At 42.1% G+C, this 14,122-nt stretch carries 15 protein-coding genes and 1 pseudogene; 4 read left to right on the forward strand and 12 right to left on the reverse strand.

The window, feature by feature from the left end:
- Window positions 1–323 precede the first annotated feature (323 nt).
- The 4 genes and pseudogenes from EWV66_RS21835 to EWV66_RS21850 form a co-directional block, all read right to left on the reverse strand.
- Window positions 324–440 (reverse strand): annotated as a pseudogene (locus tag EWV66_RS21835) (transposase family protein); the annotation flags it as partial.
- A 364-nt stretch (window positions 441–804) separates the two neighbouring features.
- A complete protein-coding gene (locus EWV66_RS21840; protein WP_287108715.1) occupies window positions 805–1,959 on the reverse strand; it encodes a pyridoxal-phosphate-dependent aminotransferase family protein in 1,155 nt (384 codons plus the stop codon).
- A gap of 203 nt (window positions 1,960–2,162) precedes the next feature.
- Window positions 2,163–3,053: an indole-3-glycerol phosphate synthase TrpC gene (gene trpC / locus EWV66_RS21845; RefSeq protein WP_287108717.1), complete on the reverse strand. Its 891-nt coding sequence runs from the start codon at window positions 3,051–3,053 to the stop codon at window positions 2,163–2,165.
- A gap of 139 nt (window positions 3,054–3,192) precedes the next feature.
- Window positions 3,193–3,405 carry a hypothetical protein gene (locus EWV66_RS21850; protein ID WP_002735306.1) on the reverse strand — a complete coding sequence of 71 codons (213 nt, stop codon included), beginning with the start codon at window positions 3,403–3,405 and terminating at the stop codon, window positions 3,193–3,195.
- Window positions 3,406–3,793: 388 nt separating this feature from the next.
- On the opposite strand from EWV66_RS21850, the gene EWV66_RS21855 reads away from it, so the two are divergent.
- On the forward strand, window positions 3,794–4,471 hold the full coding sequence (locus EWV66_RS21855; RefSeq protein WP_072926945.1) for a hypothetical protein: 678 nt from the start codon (window positions 3,794–3,796) through the stop codon (window positions 4,469–4,471).
- Window positions 4,472–4,473: 2 nt separating this feature from the next.
- Window positions 4,474–4,764, forward strand: coding sequence for a DUF3288 family protein (locus EWV66_RS21860; protein WP_046662919.1), 291 nt, complete (start codon window positions 4,474–4,476; stop codon window positions 4,762–4,764).
- A gap of 42 nt (window positions 4,765–4,806) precedes the next feature.
- Here EWV66_RS21860 and EWV66_RS21865 read toward each other — a convergent pair whose 3' ends face one another.
- Together EWV66_RS21865 and EWV66_RS21870 are read right to left on the reverse strand one after the other, a co-directional pair.
- Window positions 4,807–5,712, reverse strand: a complete 906-nt coding sequence (locus tag EWV66_RS21865) for an Npun_R2821/Npun_R2822 family protein (protein ID WP_072926948.1) — start codon at window positions 5,710–5,712, stop codon at window positions 4,807–4,809.
- A 355-nt stretch (window positions 5,713–6,067) separates the two neighbouring features.
- Window positions 6,068–7,063, reverse strand: coding sequence for a glycosyltransferase (locus tag EWV66_RS21870; RefSeq protein ID WP_052276440.1), 996 nt, complete (start codon window positions 7,061–7,063; stop codon window positions 6,068–6,070).
- A 194-nt stretch (window positions 7,064–7,257) separates the two neighbouring features.
- Here EWV66_RS21870 and EWV66_RS21875 point away from each other — a divergent pair, with 194 nt between their 5' ends.
- The gene (locus tag EWV66_RS21875; protein ID WP_072926951.1) at window positions 7,258–7,653 is read left to right on the forward strand and encodes a helix-turn-helix domain-containing protein; all 396 of its coding nucleotides are present in this window, start codon (window positions 7,258–7,260) and stop codon (window positions 7,651–7,653) included.
- Between the two features lie 60 nt (window positions 7,654–7,713).
- On the opposite strand, the gene shc is transcribed toward EWV66_RS21875, so the two are convergent.
- The 6 genes from shc to EWV66_RS21905 all read right to left on the reverse strand — a co-directional run bounded on the left by shc (window position 7,714) and on the right by EWV66_RS21905 (window position 13,628).
- Complete coding sequence (gene shc / locus EWV66_RS21880) at window positions 7,714–9,621, reverse strand: squalene--hopene cyclase (protein WP_287108721.1); 1,908 nt, start codon at window positions 9,619–9,621, stop codon at window positions 7,714–7,716.
- A 374-nt stretch (window positions 9,622–9,995) separates the two neighbouring features.
- Window positions 9,996–10,751 carry a translation elongation factor Ts gene (tsf, locus tag EWV66_RS21885; RefSeq protein ID WP_052276442.1) on the reverse strand — a complete coding sequence of 252 codons (756 nt, stop codon included), beginning with the start codon at window positions 10,749–10,751 and terminating at the stop codon, window positions 9,996–9,998.
- A 116-nt stretch (window positions 10,752–10,867) separates the two neighbouring features.
- Entirely contained in the window at window positions 10,868–11,665 is a 798-nt protein-coding gene (gene rpsB, locus EWV66_RS21890; RefSeq protein ID WP_043997933.1) for a 30S ribosomal protein S2, read from the reverse strand.
- 156 nt (window positions 11,666–11,821) lie between these two features.
- Entirely contained in the window at window positions 11,822–12,289 is a 468-nt protein-coding gene (bcp, locus tag EWV66_RS21895; RefSeq protein WP_287108724.1) for a thioredoxin-dependent thiol peroxidase, read from the reverse strand.
- Window positions 12,290–12,291: 2 nt separating this feature from the next.
- On the reverse strand, window positions 12,292–13,140 hold the full coding sequence (locus tag EWV66_RS21900) for a M56 family metallopeptidase (protein WP_190381350.1): 849 nt from the start codon (window positions 13,138–13,140) through the stop codon (window positions 12,292–12,294).
- Window positions 13,140–13,628: a BlaI/MecI/CopY family transcriptional regulator gene (locus EWV66_RS21905; RefSeq protein ID WP_002761005.1), complete on the reverse strand. Its 489-nt coding sequence runs from the start codon at window positions 13,626–13,628 to the stop codon at window positions 13,140–13,142. Before EWV66_RS21905 ends, EWV66_RS21900 begins: the two co-directional genes overlap by 1 nt.
- 20 nt (window positions 13,629–13,648) lie before the next feature.
- Here EWV66_RS21905 and EWV66_RS21910 point away from each other — a divergent pair, with 20 nt between their 5' ends.
- Entirely contained in the window at window positions 13,649–13,939 is a 291-nt protein-coding gene (locus tag EWV66_RS21910) for a small RNA NsiR4-regulated ssr1528 family protein (RefSeq protein ID WP_002732452.1), read from the forward strand.
- The last annotated feature ends 183 nt before the right edge of the window (window positions 13,940–14,122 follow it).

The raw sequence follows: 14,122 nt of genomic DNA on the forward strand, positions 1-14,122 counted from the left end.
TGGGTTTTCTCTCAATAACAGAGGGACAGAGGTGGTTAGCTGAACGTTGGGAAAAACTGATAGTTTTATCGACGTAAGAAGCAGAAAAATTATCTAAATTAACAGGATGTACTCTCAGAAAATTTCAAGAGAGATAGGCTTTTAGTGGCTTGGGAACAAGCTTTATCAATTTATTCATAATAAACATTGGCAGAGGATTAAAGATTAGTTATTGTGACTAACTCTTTTGATTAGAGAAAGATAAACGTGAGAATCTTCAGTCAAATTTATTGACTCAAAATCAGCTGTACTTAATTTAAATGAATCAACCCTAGGGTTGGGGGGCGGCGTGGTACTTCTAAATATACTCGATTGCCTAATATTGACAAATCTCTGACTAGATTATACTCTGTCTGATTGATTCTGTCCAAGGTTTGATGGCAATTCGGACATTCAATTAATTGACCACTGTTACATTTGGTAAATCGGCTCTTCTCGACTTTGTGTGATAATTTTTGCTTATGGAATCGTGAAATGTTTACTGGGAAAGACTTTTAGGACTATTTTGCGGATATTCTATCAGTATAGACCTAGTTTCCACAGAAGAGCCGTAAATCGAGGAGTTGATCAAAATTTATCCACATAACCCACCTCCTGTTCTGTGTTACTGTTATACCATGCTCACACAGAACCTAGAAGAGCCAAGGATTGAAAGCCTTGTAAATCAAGACCAAAAATATAGTTGCACACGGGTATTAGATAATAAACTATATCTTCCGGCAAAAATCCCCCTCTTTGGGGAGAAGGGGAAAAGCCAAACCAAGATTAACCCTGCACCATCACCGAGGCAGCCGCAGCCACACCGGCACCGGGGGTGACACCTTCGACACCTAACTCGATTAAAGTCGCTTCAATGGCAGCGATAACCGTGAGGATATCCCTCTCACTAGCAAAACCTAAATGACCGATACGGAAGATTTTACCCTTGAGGTGATCCTGACCACCAGCCACAGCGATGTCGAACTTTTTATTGAGAGTCGAGCGAATTTTTTCCGCATCCACCAGAGTGGGGGCCACCGCAGTAATCGCCGTGGAAGCCCAGGAATCCGCCGCATAGAGGGGCAAATCCAGGGCGCGCATACCTGCCCGCGTCATCTGCGTTAAGCGTTGGTGACGGGCGAAAATTGCCGCTAATCCCTCCCTTCTCATCATTTGCAGAGAAGCTTGTAAACCGTACATCAGGTTAACTGGAGGGGTAAAGGGGGAACTATCCTCATCGGTGGCTTTTTTGTATTTGCCCAAATCTAGATAAAAACGGGGCAGTTTGGCGGTTTCGTAGGCTTTCCAAGCTTTTTGGCTCACGGAAACAAAACCTAAACCAGGAGGAATCATATAACCCTTCTGGGAACCAGAACCGACCACATCTAAACCCCATTCATCGATGGGAATAGGATAAGCTCCTAAACTGGTGACAGCATCGACGATAATTAAAGCTTCCCCGTGGTCTTTTACCGCTTTGTTAATGCTTTCCAAGTCATTGAGAACCCCGGTGGAAGTTTCTGAATGGGTGATAATTACCGCTTTGATGGCTTTTTCCTTGTCTTCGGTCAGTTTAGCGGTAAATGCTTCTGGATCTAGGGGTTTACCCCATTCTGCCTTAACTAAATCCACATTTAAGCCGTAGGCTTTCGCGACTTTCCCCCAACGTTCCCCAAATTTACCATTATCCCCCACCAAAACTCGATCGCCGGGGCTGAGAAAATTAATAATTCCCGCTTCCATGGCACCGGTTCCCGAAGCGGTTAACATTAAGACATCGCCACTGGTTTGATGCAACCATTGAAGATTTTCGGTTAATTCGGCGATTACCTTGCTAAAAGCACCCGTCCGATGACCTATAGGTGCTTTAGCCATAGCCAATAATACCGCTTCCGGCACTGGTGTGGGGCCGGGAATCATCAACATATTTTTATTTTCCATGGTTCGTCCTCTCTCGTTGGGCTATATTTAACAAGATAAAAAACCAAATCTCGATCGCATCAATTCTGAGGGGATGATTTAAGATTCGGCAAACTCTGATTATATCGCAGGAAGCAGGGGGGCGGTCGGCAGGGGGCAGGAGTTAGCTTTTTTCTCCCCACTTCCCCACTTCCCCACTTCCCCATCTCCCCACTTCCTAACTCCTATTCCCGATTTTCAAAGAGTTTTTGGATACCTGCAGCAGGATCGGGCAGTTTTACCAAAGATTCGCCGATTAGAACTGCATTTGCTCCCGCTTGCTTCACTTTCGCCAGATCTGTTGCTGTGTGTAATCCCGATTCGCTGACGATCAGAATACCTTTTTCTCGCACCTTTTCGCCCCTGGCTTCTAGTAATTGGCGAGTATTGTCTAAATCGACTTTAAATGTCTCTAAATTGCGGTTATTGATGCCGATTAGTTCGATTCCCTCAATGGCTAACACTCGATCGAATTCGGCCAGACTATGCACCTCTACCAAAGCTGTCATCCCTAAACCCTTGACAATTTTGACAAAATATGCTAGGTCTTGATCGCTTAAAATAGCGGCAATTAAAAGGACAGCATCGGCTCCTTTAGAGCGAGCGTAGTAGATTTGATAGGGATAAAGGATAAATTCTTTGCATAATAGGGGTAAAGATACCGCTTGCCGGACGAGGCTAAGATTTTCGTAACTACCTTGAAAAAACTTACTATCGGTTAAAACCGATAAACAAGTGGCTCCTCCCTGTTCATAGGCACGCGCGATCGCTACAGGATCAAAATCTTCCAGGATAACTCCCTTGCTCGGGGAAGCTTTTTTGACTTCGGCAATCAAAGCGGGTTGGGTTTTACCCTGTTTTAAGGCGGCTAAAAAGTCGCAAGGTGGCGCAGTATTGGCTATTTTTTGGCGTAATTCTAATAAAGGCAACCTTTCGCGCAATTTATCGACTTCGATCTCTTTATGCCAAACGATTTCTTCTAAAATATTTTGTGGTTGTGCCTCTGGCACTTTCACCACATAACTCAAACTCTCAACTTTAACGGCAGGATTGGGGTGTTTTCTTCGGATCTGCATTTTTTCACTGTCCAGAGCGTGAACAGTGATTAGTTTAACAGTGATTAGTTATCGGGAATTGAAATAGAGACGGGGAAAACCACGTCTCTACAGACATTTAACTCTACTTGTGTGGATATTGCCAGTCTTCACCGAAAGGCTATTGCATAGCTTCGATCGAACGTTCTAAAATTTTATCTTGAAGTTTTTCGTCTTCTTGACGATTTTCGGTTAATAAAACCCGCGCTTTCGCAGTTTCTGCCTCCCCTTCCCCTAAAAGCTCCTCTGTACGAGTTAAGACGTTTTCTTCGAGCATTCCTTCTGCTTGTCGCTCTTGGGTTAGATTAAGACGTGCTTTTTCTTCAATATTCATAAATTTATCCCTGCCACAGGTGCGATCAACTTCTACCTTCAGTCTGACACAAATTTACTATTCTGTATCATTAACTACAGAAAAATTTAGAATCTTACCAGCGAAACCGAGATTTAGGTATTTGTTCTCATTCCTTAAATAGACAGGGATCGATCGACCTCAAGCTATACAATAAAACCTATGGAACAATTCCCCAGCTTAATCAAGCCCGTATATCGGGGTAATTAAGTAGGGAGGCACAATTATTTGTAGGATGGGTTAGCGGTAGCGTAACATAATCGGGCGTTGGGTTTCATGCTTCAACCCAACCTACGTTCATCTTATATTTAATTCCACCCACCCACTTGACAGTATCCGATTCTATCGTAATATCCTATTTGCACAGCTTATGACCAAAGGTAATTTAAACGATCTCATCCGTACAGAAGCTAATAAAGAGGTAGAATCCCAAACCTCTCCTTCTCCCAAACGTCCGAAGGAAACAAACGCCACCCTACAGGCAAAAATTAACGACTTGACAACAGAGTTAGAAAAAACCGAGAAAAATCAGCAAACTCTCCAAGAAAAGGTGATTTCTCTGGAAAAAGAACTTCAAGAACATCTGGAACTCTCTGTCAGGTTACAGCAGTTACAACAACAGACCGAGCAGTTAGAATCTGTCCTCTTGGAAAAAACTACTTTGGTGGCACAATTATCGAGTCAATTAAGTCAATCCCAGACGGAATTAACCGAGAAAAAACAGTTAATTGAAAAACTATCGAGTCAATTAAGTAAGACAGAAACAGAACTGACTGAGAAAAAACAGTTAATTGAAAAATTATCGAGTCAATTAAGTCAATCCCAGACGGAATTAACCGAGAAAAAACAGTTAATTGAAAAATTATATAATCAAATTAAAACCCTAGAAAATAGTCCCCCCCCCACCCCTGAACCCTCACCAATTAGCAAACCTGCGCCGAAGAAACCCAGTCTTTATAACTTTGAAATGGCAACTTTAGCCCGTTATATTGCCCCCAATCCTACCCCCACAGAGTTAACGGATTCCGAAATCGGTTGGTTCGATTAATTATGGCTAGTAAAAATCAAGAACAACAACATCCACAGGAAAGACTAGATCGCCCGATTGTTGATCAGCTGCTGCAATCAGAACCCAATGATTTAAACTTAGCTGAATGCGCTCGTTTACGCATACGTTATCAAAACTTTCCGGGAGCAAGAGAAATCCAAAGAGATTTAGATTTAATCCTAGAAAAATGGCAGTTAGATGAAGCTAGTTTATGGGCAAAAACTCGACAACTGCACAGTCACGGACAAGTGTATCAAATTCGCCAAAGCGAGGAGCAACAGGATTGGAGTTAAATTGCAGCAGTTATCTTAGTGATGCGAGAGGAAAAATCAAACCTATAATTTGATTTTATCTAATAATCTCTGCAAAGGATTTTTGGGTTTGCTTGCTGGCGGATCTGCGGGGGGATTAGGATCATCTAGATAACGATAATATTTCCAGATATCCCAGTAGGGACATCCCGGTTCGATGCGAATTCCTGCCCAATGTAAATATTTTAAGGGCTGATTTAATCTCGGATCGATTAAGATATTCCCCTGACGTTGAAAATGAGAACTTCCCCCCCAATTTCCCGCTTGACAACCCGGGGCGCGGACAATATTAAATCGATTGGGAACTCGTTTGAGAATGGTATAATTAATAATCGGTTGATCGGAGGTTTTTTGAGAAAAATCAAAATATTCTGGATGAGCGGCACATTCTTGAAAAGAACTATATAACTCCTGTTCTGAGAATAGATTCTTTTTACTAGCCCAAAAACCACCGTTAAACATCCCAGTTAGATCATTTTCTGTGAAGATTCCCTGTTCTAAAACAATCGGATTAAAGACATCAGTAATCCCTTTTTTGTGTTGGTAATCACAGCAGAGAAAATCGTAGGTATCGAGGAAATTTAGATTATCTATTATTTTTTCAAAAACTACGATATCGGTATCGATATAAAGAAATTGATCTAATTCTCCAAACCAACACACCTGCTTGCGAAATTGATTGGGACGAGCAAAGAATTTTTCTCCAAAAATATCATAGATTTTTTGTGCTAATTCTTCCACTAATTGCAGATCGGGATAGAGAATAACGCCATATTTTTCTGCTAATAAATCGGCAATTTTTTGATAATTATTGTCGTAGGGAATCAAGATGACGGGAGAATCAGGATCGTACAAACGAATACTATTCATTAATGCGATCGCTTGATCAATAACTCGATCATTAGCGGTAATGTAAATTCCTCGCTTCATAAATATCCTAGGGGTAAGAGTTAGAAATAATTATATAGCAGTTATCTTAATGGTGAAGTAGAAAGTTTTCCTTTTGGGGAGTCAGCCATCAGCTTTTTTCTCCCGATATCCCTGTTCACTGATAACTGATAACTGATCACTGATAACTGAATAGCTGATCAGCCTTTCTCTGTCAACTCTTAAGGAGTGGTGCGTTTGATTTTTGAATTGGCGAATAAGTAGGGAGGCACAATTATTTGTAGGATGGGTTAGCGGTAGCGTAACCCATGCTGGCGTTGGGTTTCATGCTTCAACCCAACCTACGTTCATCTTATATTTAATTCCACCCACCCACTTAATTAAGGAAAGATCACCACTACTTAAACAGTTTTTTCTTAAGTTTAGCCAGAGAACTCTGCATCCATAATTTTTTAAGTCGCAGGGGTTCTAAACCTTCTATATCAGCCGGATAGCGTTTTTTAATATCAAAGAAATCATTAATTTCTCTTAAAATTGTTTCAAAACGTGGTAGTAATTTTTCGGGATGATAATCATCGAGAAAATTAGCCGGTAAAGAATTGACGGGAAAATTACGGGCATAATTAAGAATACGTTCCAGATCGTATTGAGTGGAATAAGCCCCGATTTTTTGACAATTGAAACCGGGATCGAGATAATCGGCTAAGGCGCTATTAACACTAGAAAATACCGTACAACCACAGGCTAAAGCTTCCAGGGGCGGTAAGCCAAAACCCTCCGTTAAACCGTTTACAGCCCAATATTCAGCCGAATCGTAGAGATAAACCCGACTGCGATTGAATAATCCCACTAAATCCTCCACATAGCTATCTAAAACCTTAACGCGGCAGTGGGGACGGAGGGCGGGAACTAGACGATTGAGAAGATACTTTGAGGATTTGCGCCCCTGTACTAGGACATCGATATCTCTTTCTAAGCCTAAATTGAGAAATTCTGAGCCAATTTGATTAGGAAGATAGTAAATTAAAGCATTAGGAGCCTTTTCTCCCCAATACCCCATAGTATTACGGCTAACAGTGATAATTGGTATTTGGGAGGGTAAACGGAAGCCGTAACCTGTACTATGGGCATGATAAATGATATTATGCGATCGCAATTTTTGCACCAGTTTAGGAACATCAAAACCCCAGCTAACCACAAAAATACTGTCATCGGAGCTTATTTTTGCAAGTATATCCTCTAAAAAAGGATAATTTAACTCTTTTTGACGATAAGTCACAATCTGGGCGCTACAAATTTGACTAGCCAAATTGACAGTTTTCATTTCTGCCCACAGTCCACCCCCACCAAAAGGAGAAGTAGTACCGGGCAAGAGAAAATAGAGGTTTCTCATCAGGATAATAAGTGGGTGGGTGGAATTAAATATAAGATGAACGTAGGTTGGGTTGAAGCATGAAACCCAACGCCCGCATAGTTGACGCTACCGCTAACCCATCCTACAAATAATTGTGCCTCCCTACATACTTAATTATTAGGGTGTGAGGTATCTAAAGGCAATAGTCGATCAACCATAGATATTATTAAATTATGTTTGCCACTGATAAATACTTAGAATTATTAAAGCAATACCCTCCTCGTCCTATTCACAATGAGGAAGACTTAGAAATGATGCAGGAGGTTATTAATCGCCTGTTAGACAAACCCCAATTAACGGCAGAAGAAAGGGAATATCTAAATGTTTTAGGGGCTTTAATTTATGAGTATGAGGAAAATCAAGAGCCAATACCTGATATTTATGGACTTGAATTGTTGAAATTCATATTAGAGGAAAAAAAACTACAAAAGCAAGATTTGCTATCTATTTTTGAAAGCAAGTCAACCCTGGATGACATTCTTGATGGGCAACAAGAGTTAACTCCTATCTACATTCAAAAATTAGCCAATTTTTTAAATATATCTCCTGATTTATTTTTTCCTAGTTAGTTACAAAAAATGCGCTAGACAGTTAGGCTTATTTCCTGTCCTAACGCATAGATTAACGGACTAAATTAAAGCCCGATAACGCCCCAAAGCTAGTAAAGGGAAATACTGCTGATAGAAATGATATTTCAGGTAAAAATGACAGGGAAAACCTGTACCGGTGAAGTAATCTTCATTCCATGTACCATTTTCTTTTTGGGTAACAAGAAGATAGTTAACGCCCTTTTCAATCACTTCTCGCTGATAATTGCCGGTGACTTTCCCGACGGCTAATAAACCGATTAATGCCCAAGCAGTTTGGGAAGCGGTACTATTTCCCTGTCCTTTAAATTTAGGGTTATTGTAACTAAAACAGGTTTCACCCCAACCACCATCAACATTTTGACAACCGCTTAACCAATTGGCTCCTTTTTGCAATTGCTGGCGATATTTATTCGGTTCCAGAAAAGCTAAAGCAGATAAAACCCCACTGGTTCCATAAATATAATTTACACCCCAACGACCAAACCAACTACCATCAGCTTCCTGTTCTTTTTCCAGATAATCCAAAGCTTTTTTAACTCGATTTTCTTCCATGTTAACATCACAAGTGCCTAACATTTCTAGAACTCTGGCAGTCACATCAGCCGTATTAGGATCGATCATTGCTTTTAGATCGGCATAGGGCAAAGAATTAAGCCAGTTTTGATCGTTATCGATGTCAAAAGCCCCCCAACCACCAGCTTTACACTGCATAGTAGCCATCCAATTAACTGCCCGTTTCATCACAGCTTTTTTAATATTTTCATCGGGCATTTTAATTAACTCTAAAGCCATCACCACCACAGCCGAATCGTCTAAATCCGGATACCAGCGATTGTCAAATTCAAAAGCCCAACCGCCGGGGGTTCCGATTTTATTTTTAATCGCCCAATCGCCATAATCAAGAATTTGTTGATCGATTAACCATTGTCCTGCTTTAATCATAGCTGGATGAGCAGGATTTAGCCCGGATTCAATTAGCGATCGAATTACCCAAGCCGTATCCCAAACCGGCGACACACAGGGCTGTACACAATAGGTATTATCGGTCTCAATACCAAAATTATCCACCGCTTTTAAACCCCTGGCAACAATCGGATCGTCAACATCATAATCTAGGGCTTTTAAAGCTAACAGGGAATTTAACATCGCCGGGATAATCCCCCCCCAATCCCCCGTGTCTTCCTGTCGTTCAATCACCCATTTTTCCGCCGCTTTCAGACTTTCTTGACGGAAGGGAACTAAATTAGTTTTTTCTGCCCATTTAAACAGCCCATCTAACCAAAGAAAAACATCTGACCAATTGTTACTTTTTGGTAACTCATACTTGACATTATTCACCACTTCTGTATAGAGTTCATCGAGATTAAAACCCATTTTATACACGGGTTTTTTGTCGAAAACAATTAATAAAGGAACCGTACTTCCCCGCGCCCAACTGGACATTTCATAGATAGTAAAAGGGAAATTTTCCGGCAGTAGCATGATCCAAGCGGGGATAGAGGGAACCCCCAGCCAATCATAACAACCAATCAAAGCGAGGTGCATTTTGGTGAAAATGCGGGTTTTGCTGATGCCACCTTTAGCTAAGATAAATTCTCTGGCTTTTTCTAAAGTAGGATCATTAGCGGGAATTCCCAATAGTCGCAGTCCCATGTAGGCTTCCACAGTGGTGCTAAGATCGCCACCATCCCCATAAAATAACTCCCAAGCGCCGTTAGGACACTGTTGCTGACGCAGATAGGTGGCTGATTTGTCTAGGGGGCGATTTTTGTCAGTTTTCCAGATTTTGTGTAGTAAAATTGCTTCTGAGGTGATGGTGACATTAGATTCTAATTCTGCCCACCAGTAACCCTCAGAGTATTGGGTAGAAAGTAAATAATTTTGAGAAAGTTCGATCGCTTTCGCTGTTTTAGCGGCTATTTCGGTGATTTTGTCCTGAATCTGCATTTTTTTCCGTTCGACAACCTCTAGGGACCACCAGTGCAAATAAGATAATCTTAATTTACAAAGTTTTTAATAAGTAGCCAAAGAATAGGCTTTTGTTCCCAAACAATCCAGTCAAGGAATCTGCTTTGGTTGCCACTTTCTTTTTTCTTTTGACTGATTACTGTTTACTGATAACTGATAAGTGGGTGGGTGGAATTAAATATAAAATGAACGTAGGTTGGGTTGAAGCATGAAACCCAACGCCCGCATGGGTTACGCTACCGCTAACCCATCCTACAAATAATTGTGCCTACCTACTTAAATCAGGTCCCCCACCCCCCTGAAGACAAAAAGGGTACGAAACTCGCACCCCACCAGATTGATCTTCATTTAACTTACTTTTTCTTTTTGCCTTTAGCGGGCGGATTATCCTTCGCTGCCGGTTCCGGAGCTTTTTCCTCCACTTGCGGGGCTGCTGCTACGGGTTCCGGGGCTTTTTGTCCCATTTGGGCGGCTACTTCGGCGGCGAAATCCGTTTCTTCTTTCTCGATCCCTTCACCTAGTACAAAGCGTTGGAAACGACGCACCTGAATATTTTCTCCCAAAGCGGCGATCGCTTGTTTGATCAACTCCTCAATACTAATGTTCTGGTCGCGGATAAAGGGTTGATCAAGCAGAGAAAGTTCTTTCAAACGTTTTTCAATGCGGCCGGCCACGATTTTTTCTTTGATATTATCGGGTTTATTGGCTAAATCGTCCCGTCCCATCTCAATTTCTTTTTCTTTGGCGGAGATTTCGGCGGGAATATCGGCCACTTTCACATATTCGACGTTAGGACAAGCGGCAATCTGCATCGCCACGTCATTAACTAATTTTTTGAACTCCTCGCGACGGGCAACAAAATCGGTTTCGCAGTTCACTTCCACTAAAACACCGATGCGACTGCCGGTGTGGATGTAACTGCCGATCATCCCTTCTGCCGCTACCCGACTGGCTTTTTTCTCGGCGGAAGTAATCCCTTTTTGACGCAACCATTCGATCGCTTTAGTTATATCCCCCGCGTTTTCCGTCAGCGCCCTCTTACAATCCATCATGCCGGCGCCGGTCTTTTCCCTAAGTTCTTTAACCTGTTGTGCTGTAATTTCCGCCATAATATTCTTAACCTACTGCTTATAATTGATCATGCCACGAGAGGGGCAGGTTTTGCCGATCGATAGGCTCGGAAAGTTTCCCCCCGAACCTAGCTGCGATCAATAGCTAATTTTCCCTAGTTATCGTCGTCTCCACTGGCAAATTCGGCGGCGTATTGGGAATAATCACCTTCTTCCTCGTACTCGGTTTCATTATCGTAGTCTTCCTCGTATTCTTCCACCGCTGCTTGACCACCGCGACGACCTTCGATGATCGCATCGCTAATTTTGCCTAAAATCAGTTTGACTGAGCGAATTGCGTCATCGTTGGCGGGAATCGGCACATCTACCAAGTCAGGATCGCAGTTAGTATCCAAGAGGGAGATGATGGGAATGCCCAATTTTTGGCATTCTTGGATAGCGTTGTATTCCCGACGCTGATCGACTACGACGACTAAATCCGGCAGCCGGCGCATGGTTTTAATGCCACCGAGGTATTTTTCTAGTTTGCCTAATTCCCGACGCAGTACCGATGCTTCTTTTTTCGGTCGTTTATCGAGGGCGCCGCTATTTTCTAATTCTTCTAATTCTTTGAGTCTTTCTACCCGGCCGCGAATGGTTTCCCAGTTGGTTAACATTCCCCCTAACCAGCGTTGGTTAACGAAGTGGCTACCGCTGCGTAAAGCTTCCTGTTTAATGATTGCTGCCGCTTGCCGTTTCGTACCGATGAATAAAAAGCGTTTACCGCTATCGGCTTCTCCTCGGACAAATTCGTAAGCTTCTTCGATTAATTGGGCAGTTTGCACCAAATCAATGATATGAACCCCATTTCGGGCAGTGTAGATGTACTGAGACATTTTCGGGTTCCAACGGCGCGTTTGATGGCCGAAGTGAACCCCAGACTCTAGCAATTCTGCGAGAGAGACAACGGGCATATTTTTCTCCTTTTCGGGTTTATCCTCCATCTAGGGCTGGATTTCTAGATTCCTAGAAACACCCGATCGCCTAGATGTGCGATTTTTGACAACTTTTCTAGTCTAACACGAAAGGGCGCAATTGCCTACCCGTAAATATTGGGTACTGAGGGCTTGCTACTGCAATTCCTCAAGTTTTTTCAAAACCGCTTCTGCATGGGCTTTTACCTTGACATTTGACCAAATATAGGCAATATCTCCCCGGGGGTCGATCAGGAAAGTGGATCGTTTAATCCCCATATATTCCTTGCCCATAAATTTTTTTAATCCCCAGACTTGATAAATTTCCGCCAGTTGATGATCGGGATCGCTCAATAATTGAATAGTTAAATTGTGTTTTTCAATAAAACGACAGTGGGACTTCTCTGAATCGGGACTAACTCCCAGAATTACCGCATTTAATTGCTGAAATTGCGGTGACAAAGCGGTAAAATCGATCGCTTCTGTGCTGCAGCCCGGAGTGTTATCTTTGGGATAAAAATATAAGACCAACCATTGACCGGCAAAATCTGCTAATTTACTAATTTCGCCTCTTTGGTTTGGGGTGGCAAATTCGGGGGCTTTTTGTCCAACTTCTAGGGTCATTTTTAGGAGTGTAAAGGCAAGAGTAAGAAAGGAGCGAGGGAGAGGGAAAGCAATAGCCAGACTTGATAGTTAAATCTGGGAAGTTCGGGGTTTTCTGACTCGACTAAAGCATCGATTCTCTCTAATAAACGATTATTTAAAGAATGATCATTGAGAGCGACACAGCAACTATCGGAGAAACTTATTTCCGCTACTTGATTAACTTTTTCTGCCACTAAAAGCAGCGATTCAGCTAATAGTAAATAATCTACTTGTCCAGAAGCGTACTTATCGGCGCGTAATTCCCGTAAGAAGACCAATTCTGACCATAAATTCTCGCTATTGGGCAGCCAAGAAGACATCGATCGCAACCAACCTAACCAGAAAAACCAGAAAGTGTCATGATATTCTTGGTGAGCTTGTTCGTGGGCTAAAACTGCTTGTAAATGTTCTTGATCTAAGAGATTTAATAATCCTTGCGTCACAATTAATTCCGACTTCCAAAAGCCAACTCTGGCACTGTAGGGAAAATCCACTGCTAAAACTCTCGCTTTCTGAGCGGTGATTTTTTTGAGGGGATAACTGCTAAAATCCCGATGGGTTTGCCAAGTTTGATAGGAGAGTTTTATCAAACAAAATAGAGCAAAAACTAGCCAAATTATGGCACTAAAGTAACTAATTAAACTGGAGTTATAGCCTAGCATTTGCCCGCGATAGCCCATACAAACCACCGATATAACTGTCATTAACAGCAGCAAAGGCGGAAAGAGAAAGAAAAATAGAGTTATCTGCCAACGACGCTGATAGCTGGGCAGAAACCAACGTAAACCAATAGCGATAGTTAATGCTAGTAATAACATTAAACTGTGCATTAGCTTTCTCTCCGTTGTTGACGCAGGGTATCTAAACGAGATGCGATCGCTTTTAATTGTTCGACACTAGCAGTATCGAGACTATCGGCAAAAGAAGCCACCACATCCGCATTACCAATAGCCAAAAAACGATGTAATTGTTCGTAGGCTTTAATTGCCTGTGCTTGTTCCTTAGAAACCATCGGTTTCCAGTAGAAAATCCGACCCTTTTTATAACAACTTAACCAGCCTTTATTAGTTAAACGACGCAGTACCGTAGTCACAGAAGTATAGGCTAGATCTCGTTCTGGATCCGCTAAAATGCGATCGTGGACATCCTTAACGCTAACGGGTTCCAATTCCCAGACAATATTGAGAATTTCCGCTTCCAGGGGGCCCAGGGATAACTGTTTTGGTTGATAGGTCGGCAATTGAGCCATAGTTACACAGAAATGAAGATTACTTTCCTGATCATAGCGGCGGATATCGATCGCCTGATAAAATAGCAACGATCCTTTATATTGTCTTTATGTCCACCGAAACTAATTTAACCACAACTACGGGCGCTGATGCCATTGATGTGGCGATCGCTAATGGCATTGATTTTGATGGTTCCCCAATTCCCCCGGCAAAATTGGAACTTTATCACCGGGTAATGGGTTTGGAAGCAGGACGACAAAGAAGCGGGGTTTCTAACACGATGAGATCGCGAATTGTCCGCATCGGGGCCAAACATATCCCCCAAGAGGAATTAAATCAGCTGTTGTTAGCCGCCGATTTTGCCCCTCTCAAGGAGAAAGAAATCGCTTTTTACCTATAATGTCGGCTTTTCATCTCTCGGGTTCACCTCGGAGATGAAAAGTTCCGCCAGCATAGAACAGCGAAGCACGACTAAGAATAACTCTAATCTATAGTTGCCAATTTAACTTTAGTATGCTAGAGTAGTTTGCGTGGTAGGTCGATAACGCAAAATGTTTGTTTTAGAGTACAAGCTTAGAGGAAA

The organism is Microcystis sp. M_OC_Ca_00000000_C217Col (genome assembly GCF_007095585.1).
Classification (GTDB): domain Bacteria; phylum Cyanobacteriota; class Cyanobacteriia; order Cyanobacteriales; family Microcystaceae; genus Microcystis; species Microcystis panniformis.

What these genes read in the sequence shown, in the direction of transcription:
- shc (WP_287108721.1), bottom strand. Translation starts at nt 9,621, where the DNA reads ATGCAGATTCAGGACAAAATCACCGAAATAGCCGCTAAAACAGCGAAA.
- tsf (WP_052276442.1), bottom strand. Translation starts at nt 10,751, where the DNA reads ATGGCGGAAATTACAGCACAACAGGTTAAAGAACTTAGGGAAAAGACC.
- EWV66_RS21865 (WP_072926948.1), bottom strand. Translation starts at nt 5,712, where the DNA reads ATGAAGCGAGGAATTTACATTACCGCTAATGATCGAGTTATTGATCAA.
- rpsB (WP_043997933.1), bottom strand. Translation starts at nt 11,665, where the DNA reads ATGCCCGTTGTCTCTCTCGCAGAATTGCTAGAGTCTGGGGTTCACTTC.
- EWV66_RS21855 (WP_072926945.1), top strand. Translation starts at nt 3,794, where the DNA reads ATGACCAAAGGTAATTTAAACGATCTCATCCGTACAGAAGCTAATAAA.
- EWV66_RS21875 (WP_072926951.1), top strand. Translation starts at nt 7,258, where the DNA reads ATGTTTGCCACTGATAAATACTTAGAATTATTAAAGCAATACCCTCCT.
- EWV66_RS21870 (WP_052276440.1), bottom strand. Translation starts at nt 7,063, where the DNA reads ATGAGAAACCTCTATTTTCTCTTGCCCGGTACTACTTCTCCTTTTGGT.
- trpC (WP_287108717.1), bottom strand. Translation starts at nt 3,053, where the DNA reads ATGCAGATCCGAAGAAAACACCCCAATCCTGCCGTTAAAGTTGAGAGT.
- EWV66_RS21900 (WP_190381350.1), bottom strand. Translation starts at nt 13,140, where the DNA reads ATGCACAGTTTAATGTTATTACTAGCATTAACTATCGCTATTGGTTTA.
- EWV66_RS21910 (WP_002732452.1), top strand. Translation starts at nt 13,649, where the DNA reads ATGTCCACCGAAACTAATTTAACCACAACTACGGGCGCTGATGCCATT.
- EWV66_RS21850 (WP_002735306.1), bottom strand. Translation starts at nt 3,405, where the DNA reads ATGAATATTGAAGAAAAAGCACGTCTTAATCTAACCCAAGAGCGACAA.
- EWV66_RS21840 (WP_287108715.1), bottom strand. Translation starts at nt 1,959, where the DNA reads ATGGAAAATAAAAATATGTTGATGATTCCCGGCCCCACACCAGTGCCG.
- bcp (WP_287108724.1), bottom strand. Translation starts at nt 12,289, where the DNA reads ATGACCCTAGAAGTTGGACAAAAAGCCCCCGAATTTGCCACCCCAAAC.
- EWV66_RS21860 (WP_046662919.1), top strand. Translation starts at nt 4,474, where the DNA reads ATGGCTAGTAAAAATCAAGAACAACAACATCCACAGGAAAGACTAGAT.